The sequence below is a fragment of the Kitasatospora sp. NPDC087271 genome (assembly GCF_044744605.1).
Classification (GTDB): domain Bacteria; phylum Actinomycetota; class Actinomycetes; order Streptomycetales; family Streptomycetaceae; genus Kitasatospora.
Genome location: NZ_JBIUYQ010000002.1, coordinates 180,627 through 199,944, shown reverse-complemented (window position 1 = coordinate 199,944; position 19,318 = coordinate 180,627). Strand labels below are relative to the sequence as shown.

Annotated in this window: 7 protein-coding genes; all 7 read right to left on the bottom strand. The window is 74.9% G+C overall.

Going from position 1 to position 19,318, the window contains the following annotated elements:
- Nucleotide 1: 1 nt before the first annotated feature.
- The 7 genes from fabG to ACIO9K_RS04095 all read right to left on the bottom strand — a co-directional run bounded on the left by fabG (nucleotide 2) and on the right by ACIO9K_RS04095 (nucleotide 19,233).
- Nucleotides 2-730 (bottom strand): 3-oxoacyl-ACP reductase FabG, encoded by a 729-nt coding sequence (gene fabG, locus ACIO9K_RS04125; RefSeq protein WP_363623143.1) that lies wholly within the window; start codon nucleotides 728-730, stop codon nucleotides 2-4.
- The gene (locus ACIO9K_RS04120; RefSeq protein ID WP_400326911.1) at nucleotides 727-1,848 is read right to left on the bottom strand and encodes a beta-ketoacyl synthase N-terminal-like domain-containing protein; all 1,122 of its coding nucleotides are present in this window, start codon (nucleotides 1,846-1,848) and stop codon (nucleotides 727-729) included. The genes fabG and ACIO9K_RS04120 overlap by 4 nt, the downstream gene beginning before the upstream one ends.
- 2 nt (nucleotides 1,849-1,850) lie before the next feature.
- Nucleotides 1,851-3,119, bottom strand: a complete 1,269-nt coding sequence (locus tag ACIO9K_RS04115) for a beta-ketoacyl-[acyl-carrier-protein] synthase family protein (RefSeq protein ID WP_363623147.1) — start codon at nucleotides 3,117-3,119, stop codon at nucleotides 1,851-1,853.
- Nucleotides 3,120-3,180: 61 nt separating this feature from the next.
- Entirely contained in the window at nucleotides 3,181-3,429 is a 249-nt protein-coding gene (locus ACIO9K_RS04110) for an acyl carrier protein (protein ID WP_063348726.1), read from the bottom strand.
- A gap of 287 nt (nucleotides 3,430-3,716) precedes the next feature.
- A complete protein-coding gene (locus ACIO9K_RS04105; protein WP_063348727.1) occupies nucleotides 3,717-3,920 on the bottom strand; it encodes an MbtH family protein in 204 nt (67 codons plus the stop codon).
- Between the two features lie 50 nt (nucleotides 3,921-3,970).
- A complete protein-coding gene (locus tag ACIO9K_RS04100) occupies nucleotides 3,971-11,275 on the bottom strand; it encodes an amino acid adenylation domain-containing protein (RefSeq protein ID WP_400326907.1) in 7,305 nt (2,434 codons plus the stop codon).
- Entirely contained in the window at nucleotides 11,272-19,233 is a 7,962-nt protein-coding gene (locus ACIO9K_RS04095; protein WP_400326904.1) for an amino acid adenylation domain-containing protein, read from the bottom strand. The genes ACIO9K_RS04100 and ACIO9K_RS04095 overlap by 4 nt, the downstream gene beginning before the upstream one ends.
- Nucleotides 19,234-19,318 lie beyond the last annotated feature (85 nt).

Here is a 19,318-nt window from a genome sequence, read left to right as displayed (position 1 = left end):
ATCAGAACGTGCCGCCGCCGTGGATCTCGAAGACCGACCCGCTGATGTAGGCGGCGCGGTCGGAGAGCAGGAAGGAGACCAGGTCGGCCACCTCCTCGGGCTTGCCGGCCCGGCCGAGGGCGACGTTCTTCAGCATCCGCTCGACCGCGGCGTCGGACATGTCGCCGACCATGTCGGTGGCGATCAGGCCCGGCGCGACCACGTTGGCGCGCACGCCGCGCGGGCCGCACTCCTTGGCGAGGGACTTGGTGAAGCCGATGATGCCGGCCTTGGAAGCGGCGTAGTTGGCCTGGCCGAGGTTGCCGTAGATGCCGGACACCGAGGACAGGTTGACGATCGATCCGCTGCGGCGCTTGCTCATCGCGAAGGCGGCGGCGCGGCACACGTGGTACACGCCGTCCAGGTTGGTGCGCAGGACCTGGTTCCAGTCGTCCTCCGGCATCAGGATGACCGGGCGGTCCCGGGTGATGCCGGCCGAGGTGACGGCGGCGTCCACCGGGCCGACCTCGCGCTCGGTGCGGTTGTACCAGTCGCGGACCTGCTCCGGGTCGGCCACGTCGCACTGGGTGGCCGTGATCCGGGTACCGAACTCGCCAGCCTGCTTGACGAGTTGCTCGGCGGCCTCGGCGTTGGAGCGGTAGCAGAAGGCGACGTCGTAGCCGTCCTGGGCCAGGCGCAGCACGATGGCCTTGCCGATGCCCCGGGACCCGCCGCTGACCAGGGCGATCACGCGTGCTCCCCGAAGAGTCTCAGGACGGCGCAGCCCACCGCGCCGTCACGGTCGACGGCGGACACCAGGGCGATCCGGCCCCGGGCCGCCGGGTCGGCCCCGGCCACGCCGAGCACCGCCTGGATCTGGAAGGACGCGGAGGCCGCGCCGGTGTCGCCGAGCAGTTCCATGGACGGGACCCGGCCCAGTGCCTCGGCCGGCAGCAGCGCGGCGAGCGCGTCGTACTCGGCCCGGCCGGCCGCGGTGGGCGCGGCGCACGGCACGGCGGCCCAGACCTCGTCGGCGGTGACGCCGGCGCGGGCCAGGGCGCGCTGCACGCACGCGGTGACGGCGGCCTTCGGGTCGTCGTCGATGTCGACGCGGGTCTCCACCGCGAGCACCGCGGCGAGCGCCGGGCGCTGGGCGGTGCCGGCGTGCTCGACCACGAACAGGCCGCAGCCCTCGCCGAGCAGCGGCGTGGAGTCGCCGGCCGCGACGGCGGTGTGCTCGATCCAGGCGTGCGCGGCGGAGAACTCCTCGGCGGAGCCGACCAGGTACTTGGTCGCCCGGCCCTGGCCCATCAGGCGCCGCGCGTAGTTGAGGGCGAGCAGGCCGCTGACCCGGCCGCCGGCGACGGTGGTGTTGGGGCCCTTGAGGTCGTGCCGGATGGCGGTGGCGCCGGCGGCGTGGTTGAGGCTGCCGAAGGGGATGCGGCCGGCGTCGACGTGGAAGGGCAGCGCGTTGGTGTAGGACTGCTTGAGGAAGTTGGTGACGTTCTCCAGGCTGCCCATCGAGATGCCGAGGACCACGCCGGTGCGGTCGTCGGTCTCCACCACCCGGTTGCCGTCGGCGTCCTTGAGCAGGCCGTCGGAGGCGACCAGGGCCAGCGCGGTGAGCCGGTCCATCTTGGCGGTGCCGGTGGGGCCGAGCAGGCCCTTGATGTCGAAGCCGGGCACCAGGCAGACGTCGGGCGACGGCAGCGTGCCGAGCGCGGCGTCCGCCCTGACGGCGGTCTTGGCACCGGCGCGCACGCCGGACGCGAAGTCCTGGCGGGTCAGGCCGTACGGCGACACGGCCGACCAGCCGGTGATGACGAGTGTCTCCGGCGGCAGGGCCGCCGGGGTGGCTGCGGTGGTCATCGTCAGACTCGCTCTCCGTACGTGCCCAGAATCAGGATGGCGTTGTTGCCGGCGAAGGCGCTGGAGTTGTTCTCCACGATCCGGACCTCCGCGTCGACGGCCTGGTTGGGCACGACGTCCAGCGGGCAGTCGGGGTCGGTCTCCACGTGGTTGATGGTCGGCGGGATGAACTGGTGCTCGATGGCGAGGCTGCAGGCGATCGCGCCGAGCGCGCTGGCCGCGCCCATCGAGTGGCCGAGCATCGACTTCACCGCGACGGTGCGCGGCGGTGCGTCGCCGTACACGTCGACGATGGCGGCCGACTCGGTCTTGTCGTTGGCCTTGGTGCCGGTGCCGTGCGCGGAGATGAAGTCGATCTCGTCCCGCTCGACCCCGGCGTCGTCCAGGGCGAGCCGGATGCCGCGCGCGATGCCGTCGCGGTTCGGCGCGGTCGGGTGGGCGGCGTCGCAGCTGAGGCCGTACCCGAGCACCTCGGCGTAGATGTGCGCGCCGCGGGCGAGGGCGGACTCCAGGCTCTCCAGGACGAGGATGCCCGCGCCCTCGCCGGTCAGGATGCCCTGGCGGTTCCTGTCGAACGGGCGGACCACGTCCGGGGTGAGCGCGCCGAAGCGCTTGAACAGCGCGAAGGCCTTGCGGCAGACGGCGTCGGCGCCGCCGCACAGGGCGATGTCGACCTCGCCGGAGCGGATCGCGTCCAGCCCGTAGCCGATCGAGTAGTTGCCCGCCGCGCAGGCGGTGGTGATGGTGGTCGGCTCCACGTTCGGCATCCGCAGCTCGCGGGCGATGACGGTGGTGAGCCGGCCGGCGTTGATCCGGCGGGACAGCACCGGGTCCATGGCCCCAGGGTCCCCGGCCGCGAGCTCCTGCTCGACCAGCACGCCGATGTCGTGCCCCTCGCCGTCGGTGGTGCCGACGCTGATGACGGCCTGGCGCTCGCCGAGGTCGGCCTCGGTGAGCCCGGCGTCCTCCACGGCCATCCGGGCGGCGGCGACGGCGAACTGCCCGGCGCGGCCCATGTCGTCGAGGGGGACGTTGCGGATCCAGCGCTCCGGCTCGAAGTCGGGGACCTCGCAGGCGATGTTCTGGCCGAACCCCTCGGTGTCGAACCGGGTGATCGGCCGCGCACCGGAGCGGCCGGCCCGCAGCCCCGCGGTGTACTCCTCGACACCCGTGCCGATGCTGGAGATCGCCCCGAGGCCGGTGAGGACGACCCGGCGGCGGTCGGCCGGCACGCCGGCGCGGGGTGCCGCTGGTGACTGTGCGGTGGACATGGGACTCCTTAAGCAGTGGGATGCCTGCGGGCGGGGGTTCCGGTCCCGGAACCCGCCCCGATCACCAGCCGGCGGCCGTCGCGGTCACCTGGTACGTGGCCTCCACGTTCACCATCTTCGGCAGCTCGTTCATGTCGATGACGATGGAGTACTCCATCTCCAGGGCGCTGAGCACGTCGATGAGCTTCAGCGAGTCGGCGCCCAGCTCGTCGACGAACAGCGCGGTGTCGGCGAACTCGGTGTGCACGTCGATGTTCTCGGCGATGATCTCGCGGATCCGGGTGAGACGCTCCGGCGCTACCGTCGTCATGCTCGTTTTCCTCCGTTTTCGCGGGCGCCCTGTGGGGGTGCCCTGGGGTGCCCGGAAACCGGGCCTCTGGGCAGCAAATTAGTCAGGCCCGATGACGGGTCGATGACGTCCAACTGACCGCTCACTGACGGGTCCTGGCGGGGTGTCGCGTGCCTGGTGGGGAGGGGTGCCGGGGACAAAACGGCCGCCCGCCGCACCGCCGGGCGAAGGCCCTGGGGGTGCGGCGGGCGGCGGGGTCGGAGCCGTCCGGCGGCGTTCTTCCGGGTTCCGGGCGCGGGCCCGGCCGGTCAGCCCTGCTGCTGGAGGCTGAGCGGGCGCATGTCCGTCCAGTTGCCCTCGATGTGGGCGACGGCGGTGGCCCGGTCGGTGGCCTCCAGGGTCACCGACCAGCCCTCCGGGACGGCGGCGAAGGACGGCCACAGGGAGTGCTGCCCCTCCGCGTTGACGAGGACGAGGAAGGTGCCGTCTTCGCGGTCAAAGGGGTTCGCCATGACTGTTCTCCAGGTCTCGGGATCTCGGGACGTGCCGGGTTGATCGGGCGTCAGGTGGTCGGGGTGGCGGCCGGTGCGGCCGGGGTTCCGGTCGGGTCCGGGGCCAGGGCGGCGAGGGCGTGCTCGACGACCGCGCCGATCGCCGCGGCCGGTGCGGGTTGCAGCAGCTGCTGGTGCCCGCTGTCCACGTCGTGCACGAGGACGGCGGAACCGACGTGCGGCTCCCAGCTCTTGACCTTGAGGGCGCGCTCCTCCGGGGTGGGGCGGGTGTCGCCGCCGGCCGCCACGAAGAGCGTCATCGGGCAGCCGTCGAAGCGGCCCGGGGTGAACCGCTGGAACAGCTCCAGGTTGTTCCGCATGACCCCCAGCAGCCGTTCCAGCGTACCCGGTTCGAGCGCGGCGAGGGGGCCTTCGGTGCGGGCCAGGTGCGCGGCGACGCCTTGCGGGGTGAGCCGTTCCGGCTCCGCCGCGTCGACCCCGGCCTCGGCCAGGAAGTCGGCGAGGAACTCGGCGTCGCTGGGCCGGGCCCCGAGGGCGTCGTCGGGGTAGGCGTCCAGGTTGGCCAGGAACGTCACCCGCTCGCCGGCGGCGTGCAGCCGGACGGCCATCTCGTGCGCCACGACGCCGCCGTAGGACCAGCCGAGCAGGTGGTACGGGCCGTGCGGCTGCACGGCGCGCACCCGGGCCAGGTACTCCTCGGCGACGTCGCCCAGGTCGGTCGGCAGCGGGCCGTCGTCGGACAGGCCGCGGGCCTGGAGGCCGTAGACCGGCTGCTCCGGGTCGAGGTGCTCGGCGAGCGCCGCGAACGGGATCGCGAAGCCGAGGCCGCCGTGCACGCAGAACAGCGGGGGCCGCCCGCCGGTGGGCCGGATCGGCAGGACGGGCCCGAGCAGGTCGACCGCGCCGCCCCCGGTGGTGGCGGCCGCGGCCAGCGCCTCCAGGGTGCGGTGCTCGAAGACCGCCCCGAGGCTGATCGGCAGCCCGGCCCGGCCGGCCGCGTTGACCAGCCGGATCGCCTTCAGGCTGTCCCCGCCGAGGGCGAAGAAGGAGTCCTCGGGGCCGATCGGGCCCGTGCCCAGGACCTCCTCGACGGCGGCGCAGAGCAGCCGTTCCGGCTCGGTGCGGGGGGCCCTCGGGGCGCGGGCCGAGGGGGTGGCCGCGGGGGCGGGCAGGGCCTTGACGTCCAGCTTGCCGTTGGCGTTCAGCGGCAGTTCCGGCAGCGCGGTGTAGCTCTCCGGCACCATGTGGCCGGGCAGCGAGCGGGCCAGGTGGCCCCGCAACTCGGCCGGTCCGGGGGCCGGCCGGCCGTCGGCGGGCACCAGGTAGGCGACCAGGCGGCGCTGGCCGGCGGCGTCGGCGGGGGCCAGGACGGCGGCCCGGGCGACGGCCGGGTGCTCGGCCAGCAGCCGTTCGATCTCGCCGAGTTCGACCCGGTAGCCGCGGATCTTGACCTGCTGGTCGGCGCGGGCGACGTACTCGATCCGGCCGTGCCGGTCCCAGCGGACCAGGTCGCCGGTGCGGTACATGCGCTCCCCGGGCGCGCCGAACGGGCAGGCGGTGAAGCGGGCGGCGGTCAGCGCGGGCCGGCCGAGGTAGCCGCGGGCCAGGCCCTCGCCGGCCAGGTACAGCTCGCCGACCACGCCGCGCGGCACCGGCCGCAGCGCCTCGTCCAGGACGTACGCGCGGGTGTCGCCGATCGGCAGGCCGATCGGGACGGTGCCCTGGGTGCGGCCGAGGTCCTGGCCGGTGGCGAAGGTGGTGGTCTCGGTGGGGCCGTACACGTTGAACACCGTGGTGTCCGGCAGGGCGGCCCGCAGCCGGTCCAGGTGGTCGCGGGAGTGCGCCTCGCCGCCGGTGAGCAGCGCCCGCAGCGGGGCCAGGGCGCGCGGCCGGGTGTCGGCGATGGTGTTGGACAACTGGGTGGTGAGGAAGGCGACGCTCACCCGGGCGCGGGCCAGGAAGGACTCCAGGGCGCGCGGGTCGGCTGGGCCGGGCGGGTGGACCGCCACCCGGGCGCCGTGGGCGAGCGCGCCCCAGATCTCGAAGGTGGAGGCGTCGAAGGCGACCGGCGCGAAGTAGAGGAAGGTGTCCGCGGCGGTCGGCGCCAGCTCGGGCAGGCCCAGGACCAGGCGGACGGCGGCGCGGTGCGGGACCGCGACGCCCTTGGGCTTGCCGGTGGAGCCGGAGGTGTAGATGACGTACAGCAGGTCGTCGGGGTCGATCGGGACGGCGGGCACCGGGGCGGTGACGGGCCGGCCGGCCAGGTCGGCCAGGGTTTCGGGGGCGTCCAGGAGCAGCTCGACGACCCCGGCGGGGAGCTCCCGTCCGGCCGGTGACCGTTCGGTGACGAGCAGCCGGGCGCCGCTGTCGGCCAGCATGTCGCGAACCCGCTCGTCGGGGTAGGACGGGTCGATCGGCAGGTAGGCCGCGCCGGTGCGGGCGATCGCCAGCAGGGTGCTCACCACGGCCGGGCCGCGCTCCAGGCGCAGCGCCACCAGGTCGCCCCGGCGGGCGCCGCGCGCGGTCAGCAGGTGGGCCAGGCGGTTGGCCTCGGCGTCCAGTTCGGCGTAGCTGGTGTGCCGCAGCCGCTCGGGGTGGCCGGGCTCGGTGTGGACCAGCGCGACCGCGTCCGGGGTGGCCGCGATCCGGCGGTCCACCAGGGCGGTGAGGGTGCTGCGCGGGGTGCCGGCCCGGTGGGTGCCGAGGGCGAGCAGTTCGGCCTCCTCCTCGGGCCCGAGCAGGTCCAGCCGGGACAGCGGCCGGGCGGGCTCGGCGAGGGCGGCGGCGAGCAGCCGCAGGTAGGCGTCGGTGATCCGGCGGGCGGTGGCGGGCTCGAACAGGTCGGTGCGGTACTCGACGGCGAGCGCGAGCGCGCCGCCGGCCTGCTCGGTGAGCTGGAAGAACAGGTCCCACTTGGCGGTCCGGACGGGCACCGGCTGCTCGGCCACGGCGAGTTCCGGGTCCTGCTCGGGCGCCGGGGCCGGCCCGGCCTGCTGGAAGCCGAGCATCACCTGGAACAGCGGGTGCCGGGCCATCGAGCGCTCGGGGTTGAGCACCTCGACCAGCTTCTCGAAGGGCACGTCCTGGTGCTGGTGGGCGGCCAGGTCGTAGGCGCGGACCCGTTCGGCGAGTTCGCGCAGGCCCGGGTCGCCGGAGGTGTCGGTGCGCAGCACCAGGGTGTTGACGAACATGCCGACCAGCTCGTCGAGCCGCTCGTCGGTGCGGCCCGCGATCGGGCTGCCGAGCGGGATGTCGGTGCCCGCGCCGAGCCGGGTGAGCAGGGCGGCGAGCCCGGCCCGCAGCAGCATGAAGACGCTGACGCCCCAGGCGGCGGCGAGCCGGTGCAGCTCGGCGGTGAGCGGCTGCGGCACGGTGGTGCGCACGATGTCGCCGCGGTGCTCGGCCCGGGTGCCGCGCGGGTGGTCGAAGGGCAGCGCCAGTTCCTCCGGCAGGCCCTTCAGGGTGGCGGTCCAGTAGCCGAGTTGGCGGGCGAGTTCGCTCCGCGGGTCGTCCTCCGCGCCGAGCAGTCCGCGCTGCCACAGGGCGTAGTCGGCGTACTGGACGGGAAGCGGCGGCAGTTGGGCCGGGCGGCCGGCCACCCGGGCCCGGTAGTACGCGGTGAGGTCGCGGGTGAGCGGGGCGAGCGACCAGCCGTCGCCGGCGATGTGGTGCAGGACGATCGTCAGCACGTGCTCGTCCGGGCCGAGCCGGAACAGGCGGGCGCGGAGCGGGAGGTGGCGCTCCAGGTCGAAGCCGCGCGCGGCCTCGGCGGCGAGGGCGGCGGGCAGGCCCGCCTCGGTGGTCTCGCTCACCGGGAGCGGGACGGCGGCCTCGGCCGGGGTGAGCACCCGCTGCTCGGCCGGTCCGCTGCCGGTGGTCCCGGAGGTGGCCCCGGACCCGGTGCTCTCGGGGGCGCGCTGCGGGAAGACGGTGCGCAGCGCCTCGTGCCGGGTGACCACGTCGTGCAGGGCGCCCGCCAGGGCGTTGGTGTCGAGGCGCCCGGAGAGGCGGATCGCCAGCGGGATGGCGTACAGCCCGCCGGGTGCGCCCAGGTGCTCGACGAACCAGAGCCGCTGCTGCGCGTACGACAGCGGCAGCACGGCCGGGCGCGGCCCGGCGGCGAGCGGGGCGCGGCCGGGTGCGGCGGCGGCCAGCCGTTCGGCGAGGCGGGCGGGGGAGGGGGCCTCGAAGAGGTCCCGCACCTGGAGTTCGGCGCCGAGTTCGGCGCGGACCCGGTTGACGATCCGGGTGGCGAGCAGCGAGTGGCCGCCGAGGGTGAAGAAGTCGTCGTCGACACCGACCCGGTCGAGTCCGAGCACCTCGGCGAAGACGCCGCAGAGCTGCTCCTCCTCGGCGGTGCGCGGGCCGCGGGCCGAGGTGGTGTACGCGGGGGCGGGCAGGGCGCGGCGGTCGAGCTTGCCGTTGGCGGTCAGCGGCAGCGCGGCGAGCGGGACCATGGCCGCCGGGACCATGTACTCGGGCAGCCGCTCGGCGGCGAACTCCCGCAGCCCGTCCGGGTTCGCGCCGTCGCGGGGCACCACGTAGGCGACCAGGCGCTGGTCGCCGGGCCGGTCCTCGCGGGCGATCACGGCGGCCTCGGCGACCGCGGGGTGCTGGCCGAGGACGGTCGCGATCTCGCCCAACTCGATCCGGAAGCCGCGCAGTTGGACCTGCTCGTCGGCGCGGCCCAGGTACTCCAGGGTGCCGTCGGCCCGCCAGCGGCCGAGGTCGCCGGTGCGGTACATCCGGGTGCCGCCGGGCTCGAACGGGCAGGCGACGAAGCGGGCCGCGGTGAGGTCGGGGCGGCGCAGGTAGCCGCGGGCCAGGCCGGGGCCGGTGATGTACAGCTCGCCGGGCACGCCGGCCGGGACGGGCCGGAGGGCGCCGTCGAGCAGGTAGACCCGCAGGTCCGGGATGCCGCGCCCGATCACGCTGCCGCCGCCGGCGGCGGCCGTCGGGGCGTCCAGCTCCTGGTAGGAGACGTGCACCGTGGTCTCGGTGATGCCGTACATGTTGACCAGGCGCGGCGCGTCGTCGGCGTGCCGGGTGTACCAGTCGGCGAGCCTGCCGATGTCCAGCGCCTCGCCGCCGAACACCACGGTCCGCAGGGCGAGCGGGCGCGGGCGGTCGGCGTCGGCGCGCATCAGCTGGTAGAAGGCGGACGGCGTCTGGTTGAGGACGGTCACCCGCTCCTCGGCGAGCAGGTCCAGGAAGGCGTCGGGGGAGCGCGACACGTCGTACGGCACCACGACCAGCCGGCCGCCGCGCAGCAGCGCGCCCCACAGCTCCCAGACGGTGAAGTCGAAGGCGATGGAGTGGAACAGCGTCCACACGTCGCCGGGGCCGAAGTCGAACCAGTCGTCGGTGGCCTCCAGCAGCCGCGCCACGTTCTGGTGCGGCACCACGACGCCCTTGGGGCGACCGGTGGAGCCGGAGGTGTAGATGACGTAGGCCGGGTGCTCGGGGGAGGCCGCGGTGTCCGGGGCGGTGGCCGGGTGGGCGGCCAGCGCGGCGGCCGTCTCCGGGGCGTCCAGGTCCAGACGCGGCAGGTCCGGGGCCTCGGGCGGTTCGGGCAGCACGCCGCCGGCGGTCAGCAGCAGCGCCGGACGGGCGTCGCGCAGGGTGTAGCCGATCCGGTCGGCCGGGTGGCCGGGCTCCAGCGGCAGGTAGGCCGCGCCCGCCTTGAGGACGGCCAGGACGGCGACGATCAGCCGGGCGCTGCGCGGCAGCGCGACGGCCACCAGGCTCTCCGGGCCGGCGCCGCGGGCGGCGAGCAGGTGGGCGAGCCGGTTGGCCCGCTCGTCCAGCTCGCGGTAGCTGAGGGTGGCCTCGCCGGGAGCGGTGACCGCGACGGCGTCCGGGGTGCGGGCGGCCTGCTCGGCGAACAGCTCCGCGACGGTGGCGCGCCGCGCGGGCTCCCGGGGGGCGGCCGAGGCGCCGCTCCACTCGCCGAGGATGCGGGCCAGTTCGGCGGGCTCGGGCGCGCCGAGCCGGGCGAGCGGGGCCTGCGGGTCGTCGGCGACCTGCTCCAGGACGCGGACCAGCCGGTCCAGGACGCGCTGCGCGGACGGCCGCGGGTCCTCGGTGAGGCCCTCGGGGTTCCCGGCGAAGGCCGAGGGCCGGTAGGCGAGGTGCAGGTCCAGCCGCTCGCCGGGGAAGACGGTGAGGCTCAGCGGGTAGTGGGTGGCCGAGAGCACCTGCGCGGAACTGACGGTGCCGCCCGACTCGCGGAACAGCGCGGCCTCGTCCAGCGGGTAGCTCTGGAAGGCGAGGACGGTGTCGAACAGCTCGCCCTGGACGCCGGAGGCGGCCTGCGCCTCGGCGAGCGGCAGGTGTTCGTGCGGCATCATCGCGAGCTGCTGGCGGGCCAGCGCCTCGAACAGCTCACTCGCCCGCTGGTCCGGGCGCAGGTCGGCGCGGACCGGCAGGGTGTTGGCGAACAGGCCGATCATCGACTCGACGTCCGGGACCTCGGCCGGGCGGCCGGAGGTGACCGACCCGAACACCACGTCCTCGCGGCCGGTGAGCCGGCCGAGCAGCAGCGCCCAGCAGCCCTGCACCACGGTGTTGAGGGTCAGGCCCCGGCCGCGCGCCCAGCCGGCGAGCGCCGCGGTGCGCTCCGGCGACAGGAACCCCCGGACGAGCGACGGCAGTTCGCGGGAATCGCCGGCACCGGCGCCGGGCAGCGCCCGGACCGGCCCGTCCAGGCCGTCCAGCAGCTGCGCCCAGGCCGCCCGCGCGGCGGCCCGGTCACGGCCGTTCAGCCAGGTCAGGAACGAGCGGTACGGCGCGGGCGCGGGCAGCGCCGCCGCGCCCGCCTCGTCGCCGAGCAGCACCAGCTCGCGGACGGCCAGCGGGAACGACCAGCCGTCCATGACGATGTGGTGCACCGACCAGACGAACCGGTGGTGCCCCGCGCCGAGCCGGATCAGGGTGAACCGCATCAGTGGCGGCCGCGCCAGGTCGAACCGGCGCAGCCGGTCCTCGCGCGTCAGCCGCTGCGCCGCCGCCTCCCGGTCGGCCTCGGGCAGGTGGGTGAGGTCGTGCAGCTGCCAGTCCGGCTCGACCTCGGTCTCCTTGAGGACGACCTGGACGGGCTCGCCGGTCTTGCGGTTGCGGAAGCAGGCCCGCAGGTTGGGGTGCCGGCGCAGCAGCGCGGCCGAGGCCGCGCGCAGCCGGGCGGCGAGCTGCTCGCCGTCACCCGCGCCCGGCCCGTCGATCTCCGCGACGAACTGGAGGGTGTACAGGTCGGGCGAGGCCTGGTCGTACGAGGACAGGAACAGCAGCCCCTGCTGGAGGGGGGAGAGCGGAAGTACTTCGCTGATCTTCGACCCGGTTCTGGGGGCGGTCGTCACGAAAGTTCCTCATTCAACTCGAATTCCAGATCGGCCAGTTCCTCGTCGGACAGGGCGATCAGACTGCCTTCGGGTTCCGTCGGGGCGGGTTCGGCGGGGCTCTGCTCCTGCTCCTCGGCGACCTGGGCCAGGGCGGCGGCGGTCTTGTGGGTGAAGATGTCGCGGGTGGTGAGGGTGAGTCCGGCCCTGCGGGCGCGGCTGACGACCTGGATGGAGCGGATGCTGTCGCCGCCGAGGGCGAAGAAGTCCTCGTCGATGCCGACCCGGCCGGTGCCGAGGACCTCGGCGAGGATCTCGGTCAGCACCTGCTCGCGCTCGGTGCGCGGCGCGCGGGCCTCCTCCTGGTCCCCCAGGTCGGGCCTGGGCAGGGCCTTGCGGTCGAGCTTGCCGTTGGGGGTGAGCGGCATGGCGGGCAGCACCAGCCAGGACGCCGGGATCATGTATCCGGGCAGCAGCTCGGCCAGTTGACGGCGGATCAGGTCCGGGTCGACGGCGGGGCCGGTGAGGTAGCCGATGAGGCGGGGGTTGCCGGAGGCGTCGGGGAGGACGGCGACGGCGGTGTCGGCGACGGTGTCGAGGGAGCGGATGACGGCTTCGATCTCGCCGGTTTCGACGCGGCGGCCGCGGATCTTGACCTGGTGGTCGCGGCGTTCGATGAACTCGAGTTGGCCGTCGGGTCGTTGGATGACGCGGTCGCCGGTGCGGTACATCCGGGTGCCGGGTCCGGCGTAGGGGTCGGCCATGAAGGTGCCGGCGGTGCGGGCGGGGTCGTGGAGGTAGCCGCGGCCGACTCCGGCGCCGCCGATGTAGAGCTCGCCGGGGACGCCGACGGGGACGGGCTGGAGTTCGTCGCTGAGGACGTAGAGGCGGGTGTTGCGGACGGCGGTGCCGATGGGGACGCGGGCGGTGAGGGTGTCGCCGGCGCGGATGACGGCGTGGGTGACGTCGTCGGAGCACTCGGTGGGGCCGTAGGCGTTCATCATCGGGACGTGCGGGTGGCGGGCGTGCCACCGTCGGCACAGGTCGGCCGGAAGGGCCTCGCCGGTGACCATCAGCCAGCGCAGGTCCGGGAGTTCGGGGGCGGTGCCGTCGAGGTCCCAGGCGTCCAGGGCGGCGCGCAGCAGGGAGGGGACGACCTCCAGCACGGCGATCTTCTCGTCCCGCGCCATCCCGAACAGGGCGGCCGGGTCGGCGGCCATGTCGGTGCCGGAGACCCGGACGGTGCCGCCGACGATGAGCGGGGCGAGCATCTGCCAGACGGAGACGTCGAAGGTGAGCGGCGCGTTCTGGACGACGCCTTCCCCGGCTACCAGGTCGAGGTCGCCGACCTTGGCCCAGAGGTGGTTCATCATGCCGGAGCGCTGGACCATCGCGCCCTTGGGCTTGCCGGTGGAGCCGGAGGTGAACATCACGTACGCCAGGTCCAGCCCGGTGCCCACGCAGTCGGGCAGGGCCCGCGCGCCGGCGGCCTGCTCCAGGCCGATGACGGTGACCGGCTCGCCCTGGACGGCGGCGGCGAACTCGGCGGCCTGTGCCTCGTACCCGGCGCCGACCAGCAGGTGGCGGGCGCCGCCGTCCTCCAGCAGCCCGGTGTTGCGGGCGGCCGGGGCGGCCGGGTCGAGCGGCAGGTAGGCACCGCCGGCGCCGATCACGCCCAGCACGCCGGTGATGAACGGGACGCCGGGCTCGGCGAGCATCGCGACCACCGAACCGGTGGTGACCCCGGCCTCCGCGAGGCCCGCGGACAGGCCGCCGGCCGCCTCGACCAGTTCCTGGTAGGTCAGCGAGCCGGCGCCGTCGGTGACGGCGGTCGCCTCGGGGGTGCGGGCGGCGACGGCGCGCACCCGCTCGACGACGCCGAGGCTCTCCTCGGGGATCGACGGGTCCCAGGCGCCGAGCAGTCCGCCCAGCTCGCCGGGGGTGCCGGTGCCGGTGAGGTCCGCCGGGCCGGTCACGTCGACCTGGGCGAGCGGCAGTCCGGGCCGCTCGGCGACGGTCCGCAGCAGGTGCTGGAAGATCGCCGAGACCCGCTCGACCTCGGCCCGGCCGAACAGGCCGGGGTTGTAGTCCAGCCGCAGGTGCAGGCTGTCGCCGGGGTGGACCACCAGGCTCAGCGGGTGGTGCCGGGCGTCGAGGGCCTCGGTGCGGACGATGCGCGGGCCGTCGGCGACGCCGGTGTCGAGGCCGTTCTCGTCCAGCGGGAAGTTCTCGAACAGCACCACGGTGTCGAAGACCTCGCCGGACAGGCCGGCGGCCTGGTGGATCGCGGCGAGCCCGAGGTGCTCGTGCGGGAGCAGCGCGGTCTGCTGGTCCTGGAGGGCGTGCAGCAGTTCGGCGAGGGTGGCATCGGGGTGCAGCCGGGCCCGGACCGGCACGGTGGTGAGGAACATGCCGATCATCGACTCGACGTCCGGGACCTCGGCCGGGCGGCCGGAGGTGACGGCGCCGAACACCACGTCCTGGCGGCCGGTGAGCCGGCCGAGCAGCAGAGCCCAGCAGCCCTGCACCACGGTGTTGACGGTCAGGCCCTGGGCGCGGGCCCAGCCGGCGAGCGCGGCGGTCAGCTCGCGCGGCACCTCGGCGAGCACCGCGTCGGGCAGCACCGGGAGGCGGCTCGGGTCGGCGGGGACGAGCAGGGTGGGCTCGTCGACGTCGGCCAGCACCTCGTGCCAGGCGGCCCGGGCGGCCGTGCGGTCCTGCGCGGTCAGCCAGGCCAGGTACGAGCGGTACGGGGCCGGGTCGGGTAGCAGCGCGACGTCCGCGCCGGGCGCGCAGAGCGCGAACAGCTCGCGGACGAGCAGCGGCATCGACCAGCCGTCGACCAGGATGTGGTGGCTGGTCCAGATGAACCGGTGCCGGCCCTCGCCGTGGGTGACGAGCGCGAAGCGCAGCAGCGGCGGCGCGGCGAGGTCGAAGCGGCGGGTGCGCTCGGCCTCGGTGATGCGGCTCAGCTCGGCGGCCCGGGCGGGCTCCGGCAGGTCGGTCAGGTCGGCTTCCAGCCAGGGCAGTTCGGCGTGCTGGGCGATGACCTGGACGGGCTCTCCGGTGGCCCGGGCGCGGAAGGCGGCGCGCAGGTTCGGGTGCCGGTCGAGCAGGGCCTGCCCGGCGGCGCGCAGGGCGTCGGCGTCGAGGTCGCCCTCGATGTCGGCGACGATCTGCAGGGTGTAGACGTCGACCGCGTCCGCGCCGCCCCCGGCGGCGGTGTCGTAGTCGGCGTGGAAGAGCATGCCCTGCTGGAGCGGGGTGAGCGGCAGGACGTCGGCGAGGGCGGTGCCGGCCTCGGCGAGTTCGGCCTCGTACTCCTCGATCTCGTCCTGGGCCAGGGCGACCAGCGGCAGGTCGGAGGGGGTGCGGCCGCCCGCACCGGGGGCGGTGGCGTGCCGGGCGAGCAGTTCGAGGGCGCGGAACCAGGTGGCCGCGACGTCCTGGGCGTCCTCCTCGGCGACGGTCCGGCCGGCCCAGGACCAGTTGGCGATCAGGTGCGGGCCGTCGTGCCGGTCCTCGGTGGCCGGGGTGACGTCGAGCAGGTGCGGCAGCGGCATGCCGGGGTGGGCGCCGGTGCCGACCACGCCGTCGCCGCCGGCCGGCTCCCAGAGGCGGGCCTCGCGGGCGTCGAAGCGGCCCATGTAGTTGAAGCCGATCTGCGGCTTGTGGTGGCCGGCCAGGGCGCGGGCGGCGTGCGGGTTGAGGTAGCGCAGCAGGCCGTAGCCGACGCCGCGGTCGGGCAGCGCGCGCAGCTGCTCCTTGATCCGCTTGAGGGCGGCGGCGAGGGCGGGGCCGCCGGCCCAGAGCTCGTCCCAGTCGAGCGTGCCGGGGTCGAGGCGCATCGGGAAGGCGCTGGTGAACCAGCCGACGGTGCGGGACAGGTCGAGGCCGTCGCCGAGCTGCTCGCGGCCGTGGCCCTCCAGCTCGATCAGGGTCTGGGCGTAGTCGGCGCGGCCGTGCCGGCGGCGCCAGTCGGCGACGGCGAGGGCGAGGCCGGTCAGCAGGACGTCGTTGACCTCGGCGTGGAAGGCCGCCGGGACGTCGGTGAGCAGCGGGCCGGTGACCTCGGGGCCGAGCTCCAGGCGCAGGGTGCGCTGGGTGCCGTAGACGTCCGTCTCGGGGTCGAGCCGGTGGGTGCCGACCAGCGGGTCGGGGCCGGTCAGGATCGACTGCCAGAGGGCGAGTTCGGGGCCGCGGACCTGGGTGCGGGCCTGCGCGGCGAGCAGCTGGGACCAGGCGCGGTAGGAGGTGCCGACCGGGTCGAGTGCGGGGGTGCGGCCGGCCGCCAGCGCCTCGCAGGCGGCGGCGAGGTCGGGCAGCAGGATCCGCCAGGACACGCCGTCGATGACCAGGTGGTGGGCGGAGAGCACCAGCAGGGCGGTGTCGGCGCCGGGGGCCGCGCCGATCAGCACGGCCTGGATCATCACGGCGGCGGCGGGGTCGAGCCGGGCGCGGGCGGCGGCGGCCTGCCGCTCGGCGAAGCCGAGGGCGTCCTGGTCGTCGGCGCCGCTGCCGGCGCCGTTCTCGGCGGTGGCGACCAGACGGACGCCGGCGAGCGCGCCGGGGGCCAGCGCCTCCAGGTGCCACAGGCCGGGGGCGGGTTCGGTGGCCCGGGTGCGCAGCGCGTCGTGGTGGTCGACCAGGGTGTGCAGGGCCGCGTCGAGCAGTTCGGCGTCCAGGGCGGCGGGGACCCGGACGACCACGTGCTGGCTGTACTTGACGACCGGGCCGGTGAGGCTGGTGGTGTCGTCGTGCAACTGGCCCATGATCGGGGTGAGTTCGTACGGGCCGGTGCCGCCGGCGTCCTCGGCGGGCGCGGTCGCCGCCGTGGGGTCGGCGCCGCCCGCGACCCGGGCGAGGGCGGCGGCGGTCTTGTGGGTGAAGATGTCGCGGGTGGTGAGGGTGAGTCCGGCCTTGTGGGCGCGGCTGACGACCTGGATGGAGCGGATGCTGTCGCCGCCGAGGGCGAAGAAGTCCTCGTCGATGCCGACCCGGCCGGTGCCGAGGACCTCGGCGAGGATGTCGCAGAGGACCCGCTCGCGCTCGGTGCGGGGGCCGCGGAGGGTGTCCTGCTCGGCGAGGGCGGGCTTGGGCAGGGCCTTGCGGTCGAGCTTGCCGTTGGGGGTGAGCGGCATGGCGTCGAGGACGAGCCAGGACGCCGGGATCATGTAGCCGGGCAGCAGTTGGGAGAGTTCGGCCCGGACCTGCGCGGGGTCGACGGCGGGGCCGGTGAGGTAGCCGATGAGGCGGGGGTTGCCGGAGGCGTCGGGGAGGACGGCGACGGCGGTGTCGGCGACGGTGTCGAGGGAGCGGATGACGGCTTCGATCTCGCCGGTTTCGACGCGGCGGCCGCGGATCTTGACCTGGTGGTCGCGGCGTTCGATGAACTCGAGTTGGCCGTCGGGTCGTTGGATGACGCGGTCGCCGGTGCGGTACATCCGGGTGCCGGGTCCGGCGTAGGGGTCGGCCATGAAGGTGCCGGCGGTGCGGGCGGGGTCGTGGAGGTAGCCGCGGCCGACTCCGGCGCCGCCGATGTAGAGCTCGCCGGGGACGCCGACGGGGACGGGCTGGAGTTCGTCGCTGAGGACGTAGAGGCGGGTGTTGCGGACGGCGGTGCCGATGGGGACGCGGGCGGTGAGGGTGTCGCCGGCGCGGATGACGGCGTGGGTGACGTCGTCGCTGCACTCGGTGGGGCCGTAGGCGTTCATCATCGGGACGTGCGGGTGGCGGGCGTGCCAGCGTCGGCACAGGTCGGCCGGAAGGGCCTCGCCGGTGACCATCAGCCAGCGCAGGTCCGGGAGTTCGGGGGCGGTGCCGTCGAGGTCCCAGGCGTCCAGGGCGGCGCGCAGCAGGGAGGGGACGACCTCCAGCACGGCGATCTTCTCGTCCCGCGCCATCCCGAACAGGGCGGCCGGGTCGGCGGCCATGTCGGTGCCGGAGACCCGGACGGTGCCGCCGACGATGAGCGGGGCGAGCATCTGCCAGACGGAGACGTCGAAGGTGAGCGGCGCGTTCTGGACGACGCCTTCCCCGGCTACCAGGTCGAGGTCGCCGACCTTGGCCCAGAGGTGGTTCATCATGCCGGAGCGCTGGACCATCGCGCCCTTGGGCTTGCCGGTGGAGCCGGAGGTGAACATCACGTACGCCAGGTCCAACTCACCTCCGACAGAGGTGAGTTCGGCGCCGCTGCTGGAGTCGGACGGGTCGGTCAGCGGCAGGGCGGTGGTCGCCCCGGCGGTGAGCTCGGCGGCCTGTGCCTCGTACCCGGCGCCGACCAGCAGGTGGCGGGCGCCGCCGTCCTCCATCAGCCCGGTGTTGCGGGCGGCCGGGGCGGCCGGGTCGAGCGGCAGGTAGGCACCGCCGGCGGCCTGGACGGCCAGCACGCCGGTGACGAAGGGGACGCCGGGCTCGGCGAACATCGCGACCACCGAACCGGTGCCGACCCCGGCGGCGGTCAGCCGGGCGGCCAGGCCCGCCGCGCGGGCGACCAGTTCGCGGTAGTCGATCCGCTCGGTGCCGTCGGCCACGGCCACCGCGTCGGGCGTACCGGCCGCGACGGCGCGGACCCGCTCGACCAGGCCCTGGTCGGCGGCGGTGGCCGGATCCCAGGCGCCGAGCAGCCCGAGCGGTTCGCCGGTCGCGCCCAGGCCCACCTGGCCGAGCGGACGGTCCGCGGGCATGGTGGCGAGGGCGCCGAGGAAGGTCTCGAACCGGGCGAGGTGGGTGGCGAGTTCGGCCGGCTCGTACAGCTCGGGGTTGCCGTCGAGGTGGATCTCGACGGTGCCGTCGTCCGCGTTCAGGACCGTCATGATGAGGTCCTTGACGATGCCGGTGGACAGGTTGACCACGACCCCGCGGCAGTCGCCGAAGGCCAGCTCGGGGTCCTGGTTGAGCACGTTGATGAACGGGCCGAAGGCGCGCTGGTCGTCGATCCGCAGGCCGATGTCGCGGCGGACCCTGTCCCCGCGGTAGCGCTGGTGCTTCAGCGTGCCGGCGACCTCGACCCAGGCCGCGCGCAGCAGTTCGGTGCGGGTCATCTCCGGGCGCACCCGGACGGCCAGCGGCAGGTAGTTGGCGAGCATGCCGGGGATCTCGCGGCTGACCGCGCCGACCCGGCCGGTGACCGGCAGGGTGAGCAGCGGCGCCGGGACCCCGGTGACGCGCTGGGTGTAGGCGGCCATCGCGGCGACCATCAGGACCGGCATGGTGACCTTGCCGTCCTGGGCGAGGGCGTGCAGCGCGGCCGTGGTCGCGGGGGAGAGCCGGGCGGTCTCGCGCAGCGCGACCCGGCCGGGGGCCGGCTCCTGCTCGGAGAGCGAGACCAGCTCGGGCACCGCGCCGTGCCGGTCGGAGGTGAGGCGGTCCGTCCAGTAGGCGCGGTCCTTCTCGACCATCGACGAGTCGAGGTACTTGCGCTCGGCGTCCAGCAGCCGGTGGAAGGCCGGCATGGCGTCGGCGTCCAGCTCGGCCGGGCCCTCGCCGGCGGCCAGCCGGGTGTAGGCGCTGGACAGCTTGGGGTAGAGCAGCGAGCGGCTGAAGCCGTCCGCGAGGATGTGGTGCATGCACAGGTAGAGCAGGTGGTGCTCCGGGGCCAGCTTGATCAGCGCGCCGCGGAACAGCGGGAAGTCGGTGACCTTCATCGGGTCGGCGTGGTCGGCCCGCATCCACCGCTCGGCGACCGCCGACGGCTCCGCCTCGCCGCTGAAGTCCAGCGTCTTGAGCGGGAGCTGGGCGAGCGGGCGGATGATCTGGCCGGGGGCGCCGTCCTCTTCGACGAACTGCACCCGCAGTCCCTCGGCCTCGTGGCCGAGGCATTGCAGCGCCCGTCCGAGCAGCTCGGCGTCGAGCGGTCCGCGCAGATCGATGTAGTCCGCCATGTTGTAGGCCAGCGGCCCGGCGGCGAACTGCTCGTCGAACCAGATCTCGGCCTGTGCCGCGGTGAGCGGAAGGACAGCGTTCCGGTTTGTCGTCACTGCTTTGCTCTCCGTCATTCTCAGCCTCAGCCCCGCCTTGAAAACTCTCGACCCTCTGACCTCGCAGGCCCCGGCCCCGCAGGCC